Here is a 20,573-nt window from a genome sequence, read left to right as displayed (position 1 = left end):
CATGCACATCTACATCTTTTTTAACTCCATTTTATGACAATGAATATTTATTCCCTCAAATAAGCTGGCATAGTCCATAGATAAAGGCGGTTAGCATATTTTGCTGCCCCGAAAATGACGAAGAACCGAAAACTTATATAGTAATGTCCTTTTTTTCTTTGGTATATTTCATACGATTTCCGAATTTTGGTGTGGTTGCCTTGGCAATAGACAAACCCCTGAAAGAAATATAAGGCTTTTGTGTCATGGCGCATAGTCATGATTGCCCTTGGCATAACCTTCCGTATAGGAATCTGAATCGTTAAATAATATTTAATTACTGAATCCTCATAGTGGTGTTTCTGATGTGGAGGGTTAAACTTATAAATACAGGAAAAACATGTGTAACATTGAAAAGATAATGCCTATGATTGAATAGAAGAAGTTTTTATAGATAAAAAGCCGATTGGTGCGGGAACACCAATCGGCTGTAAATCTAACACTCTTAGTTGTAAGAAAGTATTAAATATGTAATTCACAAAAGTATGAAAAAAAATACTTTACCCCTACATTTATTATGTAAAAGACAATGTCTTGGTAAATTTTTTAATATTATGAGATTATCAACGTTGGGATTGTTCGCCTGTGCCTTTGCCACCTATGCGGCAGATATGGATGCACAGACGGCAAAAGTAAATATCACGAATTCCCGTATGACCATCGGAACCTTTATCGAACAAGTCGAAAAAGAAACGGGATATATGTTTGTGTACAACAAACGAGAAGTGGATGTCCAGAAAACGATTTCTTTGGAAGCCGGAAGCGACACCGTTGCCGATTGCCTGAATCGCATCTTTGGAAACTCCGGTATCACGTATGTTTTCGATGATGGCTATATCATGTTGACGAAAAGGGAAGAAAAATCGGGTACAACTGTTGCCCGGCAGGATAAGAAGACAATAAGCGGTATCGTAAAAGATGAAAACGGCGAACCGATCATTGGTGCGAATGTAATTGAAAAAGGAACAACCAACGGAACGGTAACAGACATGGATGGAAAATATACCTTGACGATCGCGCAAGGTTGTACTTTGCAGGTCTCTTATATCGGTTATAACGAACAAACCATAAAGGTCGGTCGGGAAAATGCAATCGATGTCGTATTGCGTGAAGATACACAATCGTTGGACGAAGTGGTGGTCATCGGTTATGGTAGCGTGAAAAAAAGCGATTTGACCGGTGCGGTTTCTTCTGTAAAAATGGATGAAGAACCGATTGGTACGGTTTCGACCATTAGCCACGTATTGGCTGGTAAGGCTGCCGGATTGCAGGCAACGACAGTCAGTGCACAACCGGGCGGTGGTACGGATTTCCGTATTCGTGGTGCTGCTTCACCCAGTGCAGGAAATGATCCGTTGATTATTGTGGACGGTTTCCCTATCAGCAATCCGGGGAGTATGGATGTCGGACGCTATGACGAAGGTTCGAAAGATAATATCTTGGCTTCTATTAACCCCAATGATATTGAGTCTATTGAGGTGTTGAAGGATGCCAGTTCGACCGCTATCTATGGGTCGCGTGCCGGTAATGGTGTGATTATCGTGACGACGAAGAAAGGAAAATCGGGAAAACCGCAGGTGAAATATTCCGGTTCGGTGTCAACTCAGAAAATGGCAAAGGAGTATGAAGTGCTTGACACACGTGATTATATGACGACACGGAATCGCTATTATCAGGAAAAATGGATGAAAGATAATAAAATCGGCGTGTATGGTGGTGTTGACCCCTCTACGGTTTCTCCTTTCGTGCCCAAATATTCGGATGAAGAGATTGCCAATCCGGTCAATGATACCGATTGGATGGACGGTGTTGTCCGTTCCGGTTTCCAAACACAACACAACGTATCGGTTTCGGGAGGTTCGGAATATACGAAATTCTTGGTTTCGGGAAACTATTTTAAACAAAACGGGGTCGTTGAAAACAATGGGTTGGAACGTTTCACGGGGCGTATCAATTGGGAACAAAAGATCAGCAAATATGTCAGAACCGGAGTGAATTTGACGATATCAACCAGTAATTATGATAATGTGCCGTTAGGGGATGGTCATGCAGAATGGGCAAGTTTGCTGGTGTCCGCCTCTCAATTCAGTCCGCTACTTCCTGTAAAGGATGCAAATGGAGAGTATGCCTTAAATCCGGAAGCCGCTTTTGTTCCGAATCCGATTTCCATGTTGGAAATAACGGACAAGACGCGCAAGAAACGTATTTTAGGTACTGCCTTTCTTGAAGTGGAGCCGATCGAGGATTTGGTGTTGAAAGTGAACATCGGGGTAGACAACAATATGCAAAAAAGAAAAACCTATTTGCCCACGACAACGCTTTATGGCGCCAAAGAAGGAGGTCGGGCGGACATTGGAGAGTTCGATAAGGTTGATTATGTATTGGATTTGACTGCTTCTTATAGAAAGACATTGGGACGTCATTCCCTGAACGGGGTAGTGGGCTATTCTTTCCAGTCATTCAATTATGAAAATCTTTACGCTGGAAACAGTGAGTTCTTGACCGATGGATTCCTGTATAATAATTTGGGGGCCGGTTCTTTCCCGAAACCGTCGGTTGGTTCTACTGCCTCCAAAGATGAAATGGCCTCTTTCTTCGGGCGTGTGAACTACTCTTTCGATAATAAATATTTGGTTACGGCTACTTTGCGTGTGGACGGAGCTTCCAATTTTGCGGCGAATAACCGTTGGGGATATTTCCCGTCTGTCGCTTTAGGATGGCGCTTCTCGGAAGAATCTTTCATGCAAAACATCAAAGATGTCGTGTCGAACGGTAAATTGCGTGTCAGCTTCGGACAAACCGGTAACTCGAATATCGGCAATAAGGCCATCAGCTATTATGCGGTAGGAAATGACAATATCTTTGGTGATCAGGTTTATAAGGGCGTCTATTTGAAACAATTGGGTAATCCGGATTTGAGTTGGGAAACAACCTCCGAGTTTAACTTGGGACTTGATTTGGGTTTCTTGACCAACCGGATTAATGTGACAGGCGAGTATTTCCATAAAGTCGTTTCCGATTTGTTGGATAAACGTTCTTTGCTGGCCCATCAGGAAGTGGGTTCGATTGCAGCCAATATCGGTAAGACCCAGAGTTCCGGTTTTGAATTGACTTTGAACACGCATAATATAGAAACGCGCGATTTTAGTTGGAGCACAGACTTCACATTCTCTTGTTATCGTGATAAATGGAAAGAAAGAAGTCCTTTCTGGAAACCGGCAGCTTATAGTTTTTATGATGCTCCGTTGAGAGGATGGTACGGTTTTGTCGCAGACGGCTTGATTCAGGAAAATGAAGATGTCCCTCACATGAAAGGCTCTGTTCCCGGACAGGTGAAACTGAAGGACTTGAACGGTTATGTGTATAACGAGGATGGTTCGATGAAAGTAGACAAGCATGGTATTCCGTTGAAGAGCGGAAAGCCGGACGGTGTGTTGAACGATGCCGATAAGGTATTTTACGGGAACGAAGACCCGGGCTTCCTGTTAGGTTTCAACAATACGTTCAGGTGGAAGGATTTTGATTTGAATGTCTATTTCTATGGACAGTTTAACAAATTGACAGCCGGTTCTTATATGGATACTTGGTTGACGGGCGACGGTCAGATGAATGTGGGGCGTTTAGGTGTCAATTACAATATGCCGGTATCCGTGAAAAATGTTTGGACACATGATAATCAAGATTCCAAGCGTCCGGGCTTTTTCCAGAATGAAAGTTCTTGGGGGGTCGGTGATTATTTTGTGGATAAGACATGGTTTATCCGTTGCCGTAACATCACCTTGGGATATACGCTGCCTCAAACGGTTTGCAAAGGTTTGTTCTCTAATTTACGTGTGTATGTGGATATTAACAATCCGTTCGTGATTACTCCGTATGATGGTTTGGACCCGGAAACGGATAATTCGACTTACGCTTATCCGAATGTGAGAAGTTTTAGTATTGGTGTTGATATTTCATTTTAAATAGAGAAGATAGATATGAAAAAGAATATAGTATTGGGAGTATTGTCATCCGTTCTGTTATGCTCTTGTACACATTTGGAGTCAGAAATGTACGATACGATTAATCCGGGTATTTTCCCTAAAAACCAGAAAGATGCGGAAGCGTTGGTGACTTCGGCCGCTTATGTGCCATTCCGTTCCGCTGATTATTCGGGGCTTTTTGCGGTAACAGCCGATGGTCTTCAGGTAATGGGCGATATGACAACCGATTTGGGGGAATGTCAGTGGTTGGATGACTGGTGGCCGGATATGCTGAATTTCAATTTCACGACCAGTTCTCCACGTTTAGGTGGTCCGTATGGCTATATGCGGGATATCAGTAAAATGACATTGACAATCGAACGAATCAAGGATATCCCGATGCCTGACGATGTGAAAGAACGGCTGGTAGCCGAATTGCGTTGTGGAAAAGGCTGGTTGGGTTATCTGTTGTACGACTGGTTCGGGCCGATACAGGTCGCCACGTTGGAACAACTTCAAAATCCGTTGGTCGACGAAGTGGTTCCCCGTTTGAGCCAAGAAGAGATGGTTCGTTTCATTGAGACCGAACTTTTGGAAGCAGTCAAGGTGCTGCCTGCCAATTATGCGGCAAGTGACCCCAATTATGGCCGTTTTACAGGCGGATTGGCCTATACGGTTTTGATGAAACTATATATGCACGAAAAGGAATGGGAAAAGGCCGAGAAATGTGCACGTGAGTTGATGAAGCCGGAATATGGATATGAATTGGTATCGGAATATGAAGACATTTTCACGTTGGAAAATGAAAAGAACTCGGAAATAATCTGGGCTTGTCAATGTAATCGTTCCGGTAATATGGCCATGTGGCAGGCGCATGTGTTGTCTTCTGTCTATCCGACGAAAAACCCGAATATTCAAAAGTGGGGTGGTTATCGCGTTCCTTGGGATTTCTATCATACTTTCGACAAGGAAGACAAACGTCTGAAAGTCTTGGTCGGCGAATTTGTCGGGACAGACGGGGTTTTGTATAACGAAGAAAATCCGGGAAGTGTATTGGAGAAAGGTGCTCTGCCGGTTAAGTATGGAGAAGATCCGGCAGCGGTAGGAGAAGAAAGCCAAGTCGATTGGATTATCTATCGATATGCAGATGTGTTGACTTCATTGTCTGAAATCATTGTCCGGAAAAATAATGCTGTCACGCAAGAGGCGGTCGATTTATTGAATACGATTCGTCATCGTGCCGGCATTCATCTTTATGAAATGTCCGAGATTAACGGAGTACAGGATTTCTTGGATAAAGTCTTGTTGAACCGTGGACAGGAGTTCTGGTTTGAAGGATTGAGACGTACGGATTTGATTCGCCACGGGAAATATATTGAATATGCCAAGATTTACAAACATTCCGAATCGGCGGCCGACCACATGGTGGTTATGCCTATTCCGCAGGATGTAATCGATCAGGGAAAGGGTGTTGTTGTTCAGAATGACGGATATTAAGGAATCGTATATGAAAAATTTGATTTTCATTCTTTCATTGTTGTGGGGAAGCTGTTTGGGCTTCCCCCTTTTTGCCCAGCAAATCGAGTTTAAGACAAACCCGAAGACCGGTGCCATTACTAAAATAGGCGTTAGTGGCGATGGACGTGATATGAATTGGGTGTTGGCTACGGATGGAAGCCAATATGATTGGATTGTGGAGCGTCACGGTTGGGGATTGGGGTATTTCACGGAAATTGTGGAGAATGTAGAGACGTTACGAAGATGGGAACAGCCTGTGCAGAAGGATCCCAACGGAAATAGTACCTATGAAGTCGGTTCGGTGCGGATTGAAGTGAAACGCTCTTTGTCCGGAAATGATTTGTGTGAGAAATATATTTTCACGAATAAGGGAGAGAAGGATGTCGCCTTGTCGGACATAGGAATTTATACGCCATTCAATGATAACTATCCGGATTCGAAAACCTGTGTGGAGGGAAGAACACATGCTCATATTTGGGCAGGCGAAAATGCCGCTTATGTCAATGCGATGAATATGGGAGGAAAAGCACCTCACGTGGGCTTGGTTTTGAAGGAGGGCAGTCTGTGCGGGTATGAAATATCCGAACGTGGCGGTCGTAAAGGTTTTTCCAATTTCAGAGGATTGATTTCGTTGAATCTTTCCGACCGGGTGTTGAAGCCGGATGAGAGCAGCGTGTTGGAATGGACGTTGTTTTCCCATTCGGGCGAGAACGATTTCCGCGACAAGGTGCTGGAGAAGGGAAATGTCATTGTGGAGTGTAACAAGTATGTCTTCGAGAAAGGCGAGACGGCTTGTGTGGAACTGCATAGCGTGAAACCGCTTGAAAAGGTGTCGGCACAGATGAACGGTGTCCCGGTAGAGGTCCGTCAGTCGCAAGGAAAATGGGTCGTTGAATCCCCGATGTTGCAGTTGGGTGAGGTGCGTTTTGATTTCTTTTATGATGGAGGTAAGCAGACACATGCTTATTGTTTGACTGTCGGCAAAGAAAAGAATTTGATTGACAAGCGTGTCAATTTTATCATAGACCATCAGCAGTTGAATGATGCGAAAGACCTGCGTAACGGTGCTTATTTGGTGTATGACAATGAATCGGATGAGATCTTTTTGAATGACCGTCCGAGTGTGAGCTACCATGACCGGGATGAGGGAGCCGAACGCTTGGGTATGGGAGTCTTGCTGGCAAAGCAATATCAATTGACGTATGATCCCAAGATAAAAGTCTCTTTGATGAAATACGCCAAATTTGTTAAGGAGGTGCTTCAAGACAAAGATTATACGACTTGGTCTACCGTCGACCACAAGGGGCGGAACCGGGCTTATAATTATCCGTGGGTGGCGATTTTCTATTTCCAAATGTATAAAGTGACGGGTGACAAGCAGTTCTTGATCGATGGTTACGGAACGTTGCAAGCCATGTTCCGTCATTTCGGATATGGTTTCTATGCGATTGACATTCCGGTTCAACTCAGTTTGAAGACGCTGAGAGAGGCGGGCATGATGAAAGAATATAAACAACTTCGGAATGACTTTATAAAGATTGGAGATACGTATGTCAAGAACGGCTACTACTATCCGAAACATGAAGTGAATTACGAACAGAGTATCGTGGCTCCCTCTATCATGGTCCTGACGCAATTGTATCTGGAAACCGGCATTCAGAAGTATTTGGACGAGGCGAAACGTCAGATGCCATTGTTGGAAGCTTTCGGTGGAAGACAGCCCAGTTTCCATCTGAACGAAGTGGGTATTCGTCATTGGGATGGTTATTGGTTTGGCAAGCGTGAAACATGGGGTGACACGTTCCCGCATTATTGGAGTACATTGACTGCCGCCGCCTATTACTATTATTCATTGTGTACGGATGACTACTCTTACCAGAAACGGGCGGAAAACATCGTCCGGAACAACTTGTGCCTCTTCTTTGAAGATGGCAAAGCCTCCTGTGCTTATATGTACCCGAATAAAATCAATAAGATAAAAGCGGAGTTCTACGACCCGTTTGCCAATGACCAGGATTGGGCGCTTGGGTATTATCTTTTGGTAAATAATGGATTGTAGAAATATTTTGTAGGTTACACAACCAATGTGAACCCCAAATAGTCCTTCATTTGTAAATATGCTTTGATAATTATCATTAGCTTACAGATGAAGGACTTTTGTATCTGTTTGTTTCCTCTAACCCTATGTATTTTCCCCTTTAATCCTATGCTTTAGGTTTTTTTACCTTCTCGGTTAGTTGTTGTCTGTCTTTTTTACATTTGTAGACAACCTATAACCTGATTTTTTAATACGCAGTCAACCTATTTCAGGACGAGACATGATTTTCGAATTTTGGTGCAGTTACCTTGATAAAATTTAGCTCTTATATGCTTATCTATATTATTTTTGTACTTTTGCATTTTAAATATGGCGGACTTCTTTTGTCTGTGCCGAACATAGATATAATTATAACGAAACAATATGGAAATTGCAAGTAAGTACAATCCCGCAGAAGTAGAGGGTAAGTGGTATCAGTATTGGTTGGATAACGGCTTTTTCAAGTCGAAACCCGACGGCCGTGAGCCGTACACGATCGTCATTCCGCCCCCAAACGTCACCGGCGTGCTTCACATGGGACACATGCTTAACAATACCATTCAGGATATTCTGATCCGCCGCGCCCGTATGCAGGGGAAAAACGCTTGCTGGGTGCCGGGAACGGACCACGCTTCCATCGCTACCGAAGCGAAAGTCGTGAATCGCCTTGCACAGCAGGGGATTAAGAAGACCGACCTGACACGTGAAGACTTCCTGAAACATGCTTGGGAATGGAAGGAAGAACACGGGGGCATCATCCTTAAACAGTTGCGTAAGTTGGGGGCGTCCTGCGACTGGGACCGTACGGCTTTCACGATGGATGAACTGCGTTCCGAAAGCGTGATCAAGGTTTTTGTCGATCTTTATGAAAAAGGACTGATCTACCGTGGTGTCCGTATGGTGAACTGGGACCCGAAAGCGTTGACCGCCCTGTCCGACGAGGAAGTCATATATAAGGAAGAGCACAGCAAACTGTATTACCTCCGCTACAAGGTGGAAGGTGATCCGGAAGGCCGTTATGCCGTTGTCGCGACAACCCGTCCCGAAACGATCATGGGAGATACGGCCATGTGTATCAATCCAAACGACCCGAAGAACACTTGGTTGAAGGGGAAGAAAGTGATTGTGCCGCTGGTAAACCGCGTGATCCCTGTGATCGAAGACGATTATGTGGATATCGAGTTCGGTACCGGTTGCCTGAAAGTGACTCCGGCACACGATGTGAACGACTATATGCTGGGCGAAAAATATAATCTGCCTTCTATCGATATATTCAATGATAACGGTACGATCAGCGAAGCCGGCGGCTTGTATGTCGGCATGGACCGTTTCGACGTCCGTAAGCAGATCGAAAAAGACCTGGAAGCAGCCGGCCTGATGGAAAAGGTGGAAGCTTACGAAAATAAGGTCGGTTTCTCCGAACGCACCAATGTGCCTATCGAACCGAAGCTGTCCATGCAATGGTTCCTGAAGATGGAACACCTCGCGCAGATCGCTTTGGAGCCGGTGATGAAGGACGACATCAAGTTCTATCCTCCGAAGTTCAAGAATACCTATCGCCATTGGATGGAAAACATCAAGGACTGGTGCATCAGCCGTCAGTTGTGGTGGGGACACCGTATCCCGGCTTATTTCCTGCCCGAAGGCGGTTATGTAGTGGCCGAAACGGCAGAAAAAGCATTGGAAATGGCAAAGGAAAAGACCGGCAACGCCTCTCTGACGATGGCCGATCTGCGTCAGGACGAGGATGTGCTGGATACCTGGTTCTCTTCCTGGTTATGGCCGATCTCCCTGTTCAATGGCATCAACGATCCGGACAATGAGGAGATCGACTACTACTATCCGACGAGCGACCTGGTGACCGGTCCGGATATCATCTTCTTCTGGGTAGCCCGTATGATTATGGCGGGTTACGAATATCGGGGCAAGATGCCGTTCAAGAATGTCTATTTCACCGGTATCGTGCGTGACAAACTGGGCCGAAAGATGTCAAAGTCGTTAGGAAACTCTCCCGACCCGCTGCAACTGATCGAGCAATATGGCGCCGACGGTGTGCGTATGGGATTGATGATGGCGGCGCCTGCCGGAAACGACATTCCTTTCGACGATGCGTTGTGCGAACAGGGACGTAACTTCAACAATAAGATATGGAATGCCTTCCGTCTGATCAAAGGATGGACGGTCGATGAACATATCGCACAGCCCGAAGCGGCAGCCACAGCCGTCAAATGGTTTAAGATGCAGCTGGACAAGACAATCGCCGAAATGGACGACCTGTTCGGCAAATACCGCCTGAGCGAAGCGATGATGGCTGTTTACAAACTCTTCTGGGATGAGTTCTCTTCCTGGTACTTGGAGATGGTCAAGCCGGGTTACGGGCAACCTGTTGATAAGTCGACCTACTTGTCGACACTCGGTTTCTTCGATGCCTTGCTCCGCCTGCTTCATCCGTTTATGCCCTTTATTACAGAGGAATTGTGGCAGGCGTTGGAACCGCGTAAGGAAGGCGAGAGCCTGATGGTCGCACTGATACCGGAGGTTGCTCCTGTTGATGACGCTTATCTGGAAGACTTCGAGATTGCAAAAGAAATTGTGGGTGGAGTGCGTACGATACGTCTCCAGAAAAATATACCGAATAAGGAAGCATTGGAATTGCAGGTATTGGGTGAACACAACGATCACTTCAACGCGGTAATCGCCAAGATGTGTAACCTGTCGTCCATTATCCGTACGGAAGAAAAAGCCGCCGGTTCTGTTTCCTTCCTGGTGCGTACGACGGAATATGCTGTCCCATTGGGTAATATGATCAACGTGGAAGAGGAGCTGGCTAAGCTTCAGGACGAACTGAAATACCAGCAAGGCTTCCTGACTTCTGTCATGAAAAAACTAAGTAACGAAAGTTTTGTAAGTAAAGCTCCGGCCAAAGTGATTGAAATGGAACGCAAGAAACAGGCCGATGCTGAAAGTAAAATCAAGTCTATCGAAGAAAGTATAGCAGCTTTGAAGAAGTAGGCTTCAAAAATATGATCAGATGAAGCATCTCTTCTGGTTAACCTTATTACTATTGACGCAAGCTACTGTCCCGGTGAAGGCAAACAACGGAACGGATAGTTTGCGTTCTGTTTTGAAGGCCCTCCCGGTGGAGGAAAGGCTCGCCAAGCTGAACGAATTGGCAAGTGTCCGTTATGACGAGGGCAAGGGAATGTACCCCAAGTGGCTGTATAAGGAAGTGACGGAATTGCAGAATGAAAAATATCTGCCCAATGCCCTTTTCCATCTTGTCCGCTATTATTATGGCAATAAACCGGACAGCATGCGCTATTATCTGGCCAAGGCAGAGCCTTTGTTCCTGAAAGAAAAGCGATATGAAGAACTGTTCCGGATGAAAGCTTGGGATATTTATATGTTATCTTCGGAAGGTGCGCAGGATGCAGTTCTGCCGGCAGCCTGCGAATTGGTGGAACTGGCTCGCCAAGTGGGGTATCCGGAAGGGGAAGAAATGGCGAATCAGGCATTGGCTAATTATTATCTGAGTCATGGACTGAAAAAGGAAGGGGCCGAATTATATGAAGAAGTCCTGGACCGTATGGAGAAACGGAATGCGCCGATCATCAAACGTTTTAATATTCTGAGGTCGCTGTTGAACAATTCGATTCCCGACGAGGCCCACAAACGGGCATTGGAGAGGATGAAGGCTTGTCTGGCGGAATGTACGGAAAAGGACATAACGATGTTGGATGCGGAAATCTCGATCGACTACTGCTGGTATGTTTATTACCGGACGTTGGCTTCGGATGCATGTGCGGGTAAAAAGGCGAAAGAAGCGAAAGAGTATCTGGAAAAGGCGGAAGCATTGGTGAAAAAAAATAAAATGTCCAGGGAAGAGCTTACCATAGATAATATCCGGCTGTATTATTACCAAATGATCGGCAATAATGAGGGCGCTCTCGCCATCATAGAGAAATTGCTGAAAAATCTCAAAGAGACGAAAAAGGCGATAAATACTATTGATATATTGGAACAAAAAGCCAAAACATTATCCCGGATGGGGATGGGGATGAAAGCGGCCGAAACCTATCAGGAGTTGATCGAATTGAAAGATTCGGTCACGACCGCCAAGTATTACGATGAGTTGGCAAATTGGCGTACCCAGCACGATGTGGATAAGCTGGAACTGAAAAATAAGCAGATGGCGTTGGAAGCATCCGAAACGCATGCCCAGCTGTTATTGATGGGAGGCGGCTTAATTCTCCTCCTGTTGGCCTGCGGTACGCTTGCTGTCATTTCTTATTCGCGCCATAAGTATAGCATGCAGTTGGAGATCGCCAAAGAGAAGGCGGAAGAAGCCGACCGGATGAAATCGGCATTCCTTGCCAATATGAACCACGAAATCCGTACACCGCTGAACGCCATAGTCGGCTTTTCGCAGGTACTGGTGGATGAAGAGGATGCGGATGTCCGCCAGGAGTACCAGAAAATAATCCAGAACAATAATGAATTGTTGCAGCGCCTGATCAATGATGTTTTGGATTTGTCGAAGATTGAATCCAACTCGATGACTTTTTCTTTCTTCAATATCTATCTGCCGGAAATGATGGACGAAATATATCGCGCAACCTTGTTACGGATGCCGGCCGGAGTCCTTTTGGAATTAAAAGAATGTTTTTCGATAAATTTTTATACCGATCGTATGCGTCTTACGCAAATAATTACTAACTTGCTGAACAATGCAATAAAGCATACTGAAAAAGGTTTTATCCGATTTGGGTATGACGTATTGGAAAACGAAATTAAGTTTTTTGTCGAAGATACAGGCGAGGGAATACCGGAAGATAAACTGGAAAGTATTTTCAGCCGTTTTGTCCAGTTGAGCGACTGGAGCAAAGGCGTGGGACTCGGACTTGCTATCTGCAAAGGGCTGATTTCAAATATGGGGGGTAAGATTGCCGTGACGTCGAAATTGGGAGAGGGTTCGGTTTTTTATGTGACGTTTCCTATCCATAAGAAAGATGGCGGTATGAAAATAAGCAGTAGATGAAACGACTTTTATTATGGGGGTTTTTCTTATTATCAGGAGGATTCTGTTGTATTGATCCGGCTTTTTCCGCTGATTTGCAACAGAAGGCTGATACTATGTTCTTGCAGCAACTGTACGACACCGTTATCGGGAGAGTGGAGTGTAAAGACCGTGTGCAGTATTTCAATCGTTTGCTTGTGGAAGCCCGGAAGCGGCAAAATGCTCAATTTGAGGGAACGGCTTTGTTCTTGCTTGTAAAGCATTATTATACGGAAGAACTGGATAGTTTTGCTTATTATATGCAACGTGCCATTCCTTTGTTGACGGAACAAAACAGGCTGGAAGAACTGTTTCGGATGAAAGCCTGGTATGTTTATGCCTTAACAAGGAATAAAGAGAACGGAAGAGCTTTGGATAGTATAAATTCGTTGAAAAAGCTGGCTCTCCTGCTGGATTATCCGGATGGAACGGATATGGCCAACCAGGCTTTGGCCGATTATTATATGTCTAATAAAATGAAGGAGGAAGGGTTGGCCTTGTATGAAGAAATCCTGGCAGGGATGGAAAAAAGAAATGCTCCTTTGATTAAACGTATCAATATCATACGCCAATTGCAGAATAAAGCTTCCAGCCCGGAAAAAAGACTGGAATACTTGAACTTGCTGAAAAAATATCTGGACCGGTGCGATGAAGAGGGGATTGAGAAGCTGAGTGAAGAAAACTCGGTTAGTACGCTTAAATATGCGATGCATCGCGGGTTTGCGATGGCATATATAACTACGCAACAATATGCGTTGGTCCTGAAGCATTTAAAACAGGCTGAAGCTATTCTGAAGAAATATAATATCGGTAATCGGGAGGCGGAAATAAAAACAATCTATGCCCATTATTATAGAAGTACGGGCAACTATGGGAAAGCAATAGAATTATTCGATGAGTTGTTGGAGATTTACAAGCATGGAGGAAGAATGTCTTCCTATCTCGATCTTTTGGGGAATAAAGCGTTGGTTCTGATGGCGGGAAAACGGTATAAGGACGCTGCCCAGGCCTATAGGCAGTATGCTTTTTTGAAAGATTCCCTCTCTTCTGCCAATTATTATAAGGAACTGGCGGAATTGCGGACGCAGCATAATTTGGATAAACTCGAATTGGAAAACAAGAAGATGGAGAACGAGGCGTTGCGGGATCGCACCCAGTTGCTTTATCTTTGGGTCGGCGTGGTGGCGCTTGTTCTGGTATGTTGCCTGTTGGTTTTCCTTGTATATCAGCATCGGCGTCATAGTCTCCAACTGAAAAGGGCGAAGGAAAAGGCGGAAGAGTCGGATCGGTTGAAGTCGGCATTTCTTGCCAATATGAATCATGAAATCCGTACTCCTCTGAATGCGATTGTCGGTTTCTCTCAGGTGCTGATCGACGAAGAGGATCAGGAGGCCCGGAGGCAGTTTGCCGGTATTATCCAAAATAATAATGATTTGTTGCAACGGCTCATTTCGGATGTGCTGGATATCTCGAAGATCGAATCGAATACGATGTCGTTGCATTATGCCGAATATGACCTGCCTCAATTGATGGATGAAATTTATAAAGTCATCCTGCTAAGGATGCAAGAAGGAGTCGAATTGCAATTGGCCGATTGTCCTCCTTGCTTGTTGTACACAGACCGTAACCGTCTGACGCAGGTGTTGACGAACTTATTGACCAATGCGATTAAACATACGGAAGCCGGTTTTATCCGTTTCGGTTATGAAGTGACTGAGTCGGAAGTACGCTTTTTTGTGCAAGATACGGGAAAAGGAATTCCGGAAGACCGGTTGGAGCAAATATTCAGCCGCTTTGTGCAGCTTGACGATTGGAGCAAAGGAGTCGGCCTTGGCTTGGCTATTTGTAAGGGCTTGCTTGAAAAGATGGGCGGTTCCATTAGCGTGACGTCGAAAGTAGGCGAAGGCTCTGTCTTTTATGTAAAGTTGCCGCGTGAAGAAATAAATAAAATCAGCTAAGTCTTTCTATTTTCTTTTTTGAATGTTATCGTGCACACCAAAAAAAGACTATATTTGCCGTCATAATAATACAAACACATCATTTTAATTTAATATCATGGAGAAATCAAGAAGATCCTTTTTCAAAAAAGGGCTGGCAGGTGCTATTCTGCTGGGCACGGCAAGCGTGGCTAAGGCCGGTTTGCCCGATCCCGTGAAGCCTAAGGCTGCCAAGGCCGTAAATCCTTTCCATTTGGGAGTGGCCGGGTACACATTTGTGAACTTTGACTTGGAAACTACGTTAAAAACTTTGCAGCGTCTGGATATTCATTATCTTTGTATCAAGGATTTCCACCTGCCGTTGGATAGCAATGACGAACAAATCAAGGCTTTCCATGACAAATGCGCTTCTTATGGCGTGACCGGATATGCAGTCGGTCCTATCTATATGAAGAGCGAGGCTGAAATCGATCGTGGTTTTGAATATGCAAAACGGGTAGGCGTGAAAACGATTGTCGGCGTGCCCAATTACGAACTTTTGCCCTATGTGGACAAGAAAGTGAAAGAGTACGACTTCAATTATGCGATCCATTTGCACGGACCTGATATCAAGACTTATCCGGATGCGACGGATGTTTGGGAGCATACGAAAGACCTGGACCCGCGTATCGGCATGTGTCTGGATGTCGGCCACGACCTGCGTAACGGTTGCGATCCTGTTGCCGACTTGAAGAAATATCATACCCGTGTGTTCGATATGCACATTAAGGATGTGACGGATTCTTCCAAAGCCGGACGCGGCATTGAGATCGGGCGCGGAAAGATCGACTTCCCTGCATTGGTTCGTATGATGCGCGAAGTGAACTATACAGGAATGTGCAGTCTTGAGTTCGAAAAGGACATGAAAGATCCTTTCCTCGGTATCGCAGAGTCTATCGGCTATTTCAAGGCCGTTAGTGATATGGCATGATAAGAATTATGATTTATGATTTGTGATTTATGATTTATGAAGCACAAGTTGTGAAGCATAATTCATAAATTATAAATCATAAATGTAAAGATGAGAACAACGTTGTATCTGTTGATGGCCTGCCTGTTTTCGGCGTGCAGCACCATTGAATATATCGGAATAGAGACTTATAACCCCGCCGAGATTACTTTCCCGAAGAATGTCGACAAGGTTTTGATTGTGAATAACGCCGTTCCCCAGCCCGATGATGTCGGCTATACCTATAATTTATATGGAACCGTGCAGGACACGGCCCGCGCCCGTGCGGATAGCGCTTTGTATGATGCCTGCCGTTCCTTGGGCAAATCGATAGTGGATGTTTCTTTCTTCAATGATGTCCTTCTCTATCATGATGGCACCCGTCAGGATACAAAATATTTGGTGGATGAAAAGTTGACGCCCGAAGCGGTGAAAGAATTGTGCCGGGAGACAGGGACGGACGCTGTTATTTCGCTCGACCGCCTGCTGTTCAGGATGGAAAAGAATGTTGTCGCTTTTGCCGAAGGCTTTGTCGTAGGAGGAGTCGATGTCGAGATTACGGGAGTCGTCCGCGGTTATCTTCCCGGACGCGACAATCCGTTGGCTACCGTCTACGTGCAGGATAGCGTTTTCTGGTCTGAAAGTGCGGACAATATGGAGCAATTGAAACTTTATCTGCCGTCACCGGAGGAGGCTTTACGGGCTGCCGGGCAGTATATCGGTACGAAGGTTACTCCGAACTTTGTTCCTCATTGGGATAATGAAAGCCGCTGGTTCTACAAAGGCGAGGGGGCGCGATGGAAAGAGGCGACCGCCTACGCCTTGTCCGACAAATGGGAAGAAGCGGCCTCGCGCTGGAAGCATGTGTATGAAAATTCTTCGCGCTGGAAAGAGCGGGCAAAGGCGGCATCCAACTTGGCTTTGTATCATGAAATGAAAACTCAGTTGAAGGAAGCCTACAACTGGGCCGCCAAATCTTACGAGATTTTTAATAGTAAAAAGGGAGTAGATTACAACTACACGAAAATGCAACAGTTGTATGTAGAGGCTCTTGGCAAGCGTATCCGTTCTGATCAAAAACTAAATAAGCAATTTGGAGAATAATAATCTTATATTCTCTGAATTATTATTACTTTTGGCAGACGTTTCGAATAAAGAATAAATAATAAGATATGAGTGCAAATAATGCAAAGGTTCAGGCTGTCATAGAAACGACTTTCAATTCGGCCATCAATAAACTTGCAGCGAACGAGGCTGGCAACTGTTACAGCGATTTATACGTGCAGGTCGATGCCGAAAGCGGAGAGCTGCTTATTTATGATGAAGCGGATGCGCTGGTTGAAAAGACTATCATTTTCGATTGGGTGAATACGACATGTGATGACGATCAGTTCACCCAGCAGGTTGCTGCAACTTTGAAAGCCGTGCTTGCCGTTCTGGTGACGAAAAAAGTTTTTGATAACCCTTGTTTCCTGAAACCGTTCTCGGTAAGCCTGACAGATGAGGATTTCTCTGTTATTGAGGAACTTCTGTTCTTGGATGATGAAAATCTTCGTTTGGATGATCCTCTTTTAAAAGATTTGGATGCAGATTTGGATGATTTTTTAGCAAAACTTCTTTCAGATGTCAAATAAACATATTATATTTGCGCCCGCATTCAGGAAGTAAATGTTGCCGAAATAGCTCAGCTGGTAGAGCAACGCATTCGTAATGCGTAGGTCGCCGGTTCAAGTCCGGCTTTCGGCTCACAAAATTAGGCAGTTATCTTTTTAGGTAACTGCTTTTTTTATGGCTTTTTCCGTATTTCTCGCGGGTTTACATGCTTCATGTAAACTATCGACCTATCGGTGAAAAGGTGCATACTTTTTCCGGAAAGAGTCCCTATCTTTTTCCAAACGAATAACGATTCTTTTTATGACGGGAAAGCATCTTTTTTAATGAAACATGTTGGTTGACCTAACCTTTCGGACGCAAGAAAGTAATAGTTTAGATGCAAAACAATGAAATATTCCTTCGAATCTTTACTATCTTTGCAAGCAATTCATCTTACACTGACAAAATAAATGAATGAGACCATATTAAACGGTTTATTAAATCTATTTGCTATTTTCGCTTCCTCCGTGCGGATTGAAAGGGAGCAGGCAAGTCGTGCCGTTCATTCCTATCTCTCCAGCCACTTCGGGGTACGTTCCCATAAAGAATATATTGAACTTTACAATGCGTTGCGCGATATGTATGACGATTCGCTCTTTGTGCTCGACAAAGAGCAGATTGTCAGGAATATCTGCGAACAGATGAAAGTAAAGTTGAGGGCCGAAGAACAGTTGCTTTTGCTGATTCGTTTCGTGGAGTTTGCCTATACGAACAGCGGGGAGGCGGATCAACATCTGGATCTGTTCCGCCTGGTGGCCGATATCTTTTCGATTCCCCAGGAAGAATTTGACGATGCGCTTGCCTTTATCACAGGAAAACCTTCTTCGTCTTTGCTGACGATCAGCGGAGAGGAGGCGGCGGAGGCCAACCATATCACGCGGAAAGGGATGGAGGGGTTCATCCGTGTGCTTTACATCCGCCGCTTCGACAAGCATATTTTCACCTATCACGGGAGCGGACAGGTCTTTATGAACGATATTCCGCTTTCGGCGGATATGTTTTATGCCTGGCAGCATAGCAGTGTGCTGAAAGGGCCTTTGTTCCTGCCGGTCTACTACAGCAACCTGCTGGCCGTTTTTAATAAGAACGAACACAAGGAGGTCATTCGTCTGGCCGGACGTGATATTGAGTTTACGTTTAAGAACAGCCATAACGGGCTGCACAACTTCTCTTTCAACCTCGAATCCGGACAGCTTGTCGCCATTATGGGCGGTAGCGGGGTCGGGAAGTCGACTTTGTTGGGAATCATGAACGGCAATATCCGTCCCGACAAGGGGATGATCACCGTGAACGGTCATCTGCTCGACTCTCCGGAGGCACGCCAGTTGATCGGTTTTGTCCCGCAGGATGATTTGCTGATCGAGGAGTTGACCGTTTACCAGAACCTTTTGTACACGGCACGGCTCTGTTTCGCGTGTCTGACGGACGAGGAGATCGGGCGGCGCGTGGAAAAGGTATTGAAGGAATTGGACTTGGAAGAGATAAAAGACCTCGAAGTCGGTTCCCCTATCCGTAAGACGATCAGCGGAGGCCAGCGGAAGCGACTGAATATAGCTCTCGAACTGATACGCGAACCGGCTATCCTGTATCTCGACGAACCGACGTCGGGATTGTCGTCGTCCGATTCCGAAAAGGTAATCATGCTCCTGAAGGAACAGACTCATCGGGGGAAATTGGTGGTGGTGAACATACACCAGCCTTCGTCCGAGATCTATAAGTTGTTCGACCGTCTGTGGCTGCTTGACCGGGGAGGCTATCCGATCTATGACGGGAACCCGATAGAGGCGATCACCTATTTCAAGCAGGCGGCCAAATATACCGATCCGGATATCAGCGTGTGCAGCGTCTGTGGTAATGTGAATCCCGAATTGATTTTGAATATCATCGACTCCAAGAAGATCGACGACTCCGGTAACCAGACGAATATCCGGAAGTTCACACCGGAGGAATGGCATGCCGAGTACCTTGCTTCCCGTCCCGCTTTTTCGCCGGCCGAGGAGGTGGTGTTGCCGGAGAACTTGCAGAAGAAACCTTCCTGGTTCAAACAATTCCTGATCTTCCTGGAAAGAAATATACGCACGAAACTGACGAACAAGCAATATTTGGCTATCACGCTACTGGAAGCCCCTTTGCTTGCGCTGATCGTCGCCCTTCTGACCCGCTATATGGACGGGGATGAATATACGTTGCTTGCGAACAAGAATTTTGTCTCTTATATCTTCATGTCGGTCATCGTTGTCACCTTCATGGGCTTGAGCATCAGTGCCGAGGAGATTATAAAGGATCGGACGATCCTGAAGCGCGAACATTTTCTCCGGTTGAGCCGGAGCAGTTACCTGACGTCCAAGATGGTGTATCTGTTGGCTGTGTCGGGATTGCAATCGCTTCTGTTCATCGGGGTGGGGAATGCCATTATCGGGGTGGGGAGCGAGATGTTCGGCACGTGGTGGAGCATCCTATGGGCTACGTCGTTCCTGGCGAACCTGACCGGGCTGATCCTTTCGCAGACGATGAGCTCGGTTGTCGCGATCTATATCACGATCCCGCTTCTGCTGATTCCCCAGATATTGCTTTGCGGCCTGGTCATCAAGTTTGACGACCTCAATACGCGGGCTTCGGACGAGAACATCGTGCCGCTGATCGGCGAACTGATCCCTTCGCGCTGGGCTTTCGAGGCGTTGATGGTGGAACAGTTCCGCGATAACGCTTACAATCGTCCTTATTTTCCGATCGAGAAAGAAAAGTATCTGGCGCAATATTACGAGAACGTTCATTCGCCGGAAGTGCGCAGCCTGGCAGAGCAGATTGCGGTAAAAGACGATCCCGATAAGCGGCAAACGGTCGAGAACGAGCTGGCCGTATTGAGCCGTGCCGCCCGTATCGCTCCCCGCACGGAAGGAGAGGGTTACCTGGCATATCTGGACAAGGTGGATGCCGCCCTGCACGAACGGGCGCACAACTTCACAGCCTATCTCGACCAGATCCAGCAGGAACGCGGCCGGAAAGAGGGAGCCGAACAACTGGCGAAGATGAAGAAAGCCCATCATAATACGGCGATCGAAGACCTGGTTATGGGGACCGGAGGACGCCATCTGTATAAAGAAGCAAACCATCGTATCTACCCGGCGGTCGGGCAGGTCTATGTGGAGCCCGACAACCGTCTCGGACGTGCCGCTTTCTACAGTCATGAGAAAAATTGGGCCGGATATCATATTTCTACTTATAAATTTAATTTATTGGTTATAGGTTTCTTTGCATTATTAGCGATTATCGCTATATTCGCAGAGTTTCCGGGACGTTTCCTGAAACGGGACGAATTTTGAGGTCCGAAATAATAAATTAT

Annotated in this window: 10 protein-coding genes and 1 tRNA gene; all 11 read left to right on the top strand. The window is 45.7% G+C overall.

The annotated features are described in order from the left end of the window. The first annotated feature begins 593 nt into the window (after nucleotides 1-593). The 11 genes from ACW6QF_RS07385 to ACW6QF_RS07335 all read left to right on the top strand — a co-directional run bounded on the left by ACW6QF_RS07385 (nucleotide 594) and on the right by ACW6QF_RS07335 (nucleotide 20,553). The gene (locus tag ACW6QF_RS07385; protein WP_456087329.1) at nucleotides 594-4,001 is read left to right on the top strand and encodes a TonB-dependent receptor; all 3,408 of its coding nucleotides are present in this window, start codon (nucleotides 594-596) and stop codon (nucleotides 3,999-4,001) included. Between the two features lie 15 nt (nucleotides 4,002-4,016). Continuing rightward, nucleotides 4,017-5,498 (top strand): RagB/SusD family nutrient uptake outer membrane protein, encoded by a 1,482-nt coding sequence (locus tag ACW6QF_RS07380; protein WP_456087328.1) that lies wholly within the window; start codon nucleotides 4,017-4,019, stop codon nucleotides 5,496-5,498. A 10-nt stretch (nucleotides 5,499-5,508) separates the two neighbouring features. Continuing rightward, a complete protein-coding gene (locus ACW6QF_RS07375; protein WP_456087327.1) occupies nucleotides 5,509-7,578 on the top strand; it encodes a six-hairpin glycosidase in 2,070 nt (689 codons plus the stop codon). A gap of 402 nt (nucleotides 7,579-7,980) precedes the next feature. After that, nucleotides 7,981-10,608 (top strand): valine--tRNA ligase, encoded by a 2,628-nt coding sequence (locus ACW6QF_RS07370; RefSeq protein WP_456087326.1) that lies wholly within the window; start codon nucleotides 7,981-7,983, stop codon nucleotides 10,606-10,608. Between the two features lie 19 nt (nucleotides 10,609-10,627). Next, complete coding sequence (locus tag ACW6QF_RS07365; protein WP_456087325.1) at nucleotides 10,628-12,634, top strand: sensor histidine kinase; 2,007 nt, start codon at nucleotides 10,628-10,630, stop codon at nucleotides 12,632-12,634. Continuing rightward, on the top strand, nucleotides 12,631-14,610 hold the full coding sequence (locus tag ACW6QF_RS07360; protein WP_456087324.1) for a tetratricopeptide repeat-containing sensor histidine kinase: 1,980 nt from the start codon (nucleotides 12,631-12,633) through the stop codon (nucleotides 14,608-14,610). Before ACW6QF_RS07365 ends, ACW6QF_RS07360 begins: the two co-directional genes overlap by 4 nt. 97 nt (nucleotides 14,611-14,707) lie before the next feature. Next, nucleotides 14,708-15,559: a sugar phosphate isomerase/epimerase family protein gene (locus ACW6QF_RS07355; protein WP_298547167.1), complete on the top strand. Its 852-nt coding sequence runs from the start codon at nucleotides 14,708-14,710 to the stop codon at nucleotides 15,557-15,559. A 90-nt stretch (nucleotides 15,560-15,649) separates the two neighbouring features. Continuing rightward, nucleotides 15,650-16,681: a DUF6340 family protein gene (locus tag ACW6QF_RS07350; RefSeq protein WP_298547169.1), complete on the top strand. Its 1,032-nt coding sequence runs from the start codon at nucleotides 15,650-15,652 to the stop codon at nucleotides 16,679-16,681. 68 nt (nucleotides 16,682-16,749) lie between these two features. Further along, nucleotides 16,750-17,211, top strand: a complete 462-nt coding sequence (locus ACW6QF_RS07345; protein WP_456087323.1) for a hypothetical protein — start codon at nucleotides 16,750-16,752, stop codon at nucleotides 17,209-17,211. A gap of 39 nt (nucleotides 17,212-17,250) precedes the next feature. Further along, nucleotides 17,251-17,323: transfer RNA gene (locus tag ACW6QF_RS07340), tRNA-Thr, on the top strand. 317 nt (nucleotides 17,324-17,640) lie between these two features. Next, complete coding sequence (locus tag ACW6QF_RS07335) at nucleotides 17,641-20,553, top strand: ATP-binding cassette domain-containing protein (RefSeq protein ID WP_456087322.1); 2,913 nt, start codon at nucleotides 17,641-17,643, stop codon at nucleotides 20,551-20,553. Nucleotides 20,554-20,573 lie beyond the last annotated feature (20 nt).

This window comes from Parabacteroides sp., from assembly GCF_977054455.1.
This window is presented reverse-complemented; position numbering and strand designations above follow the sequence as displayed.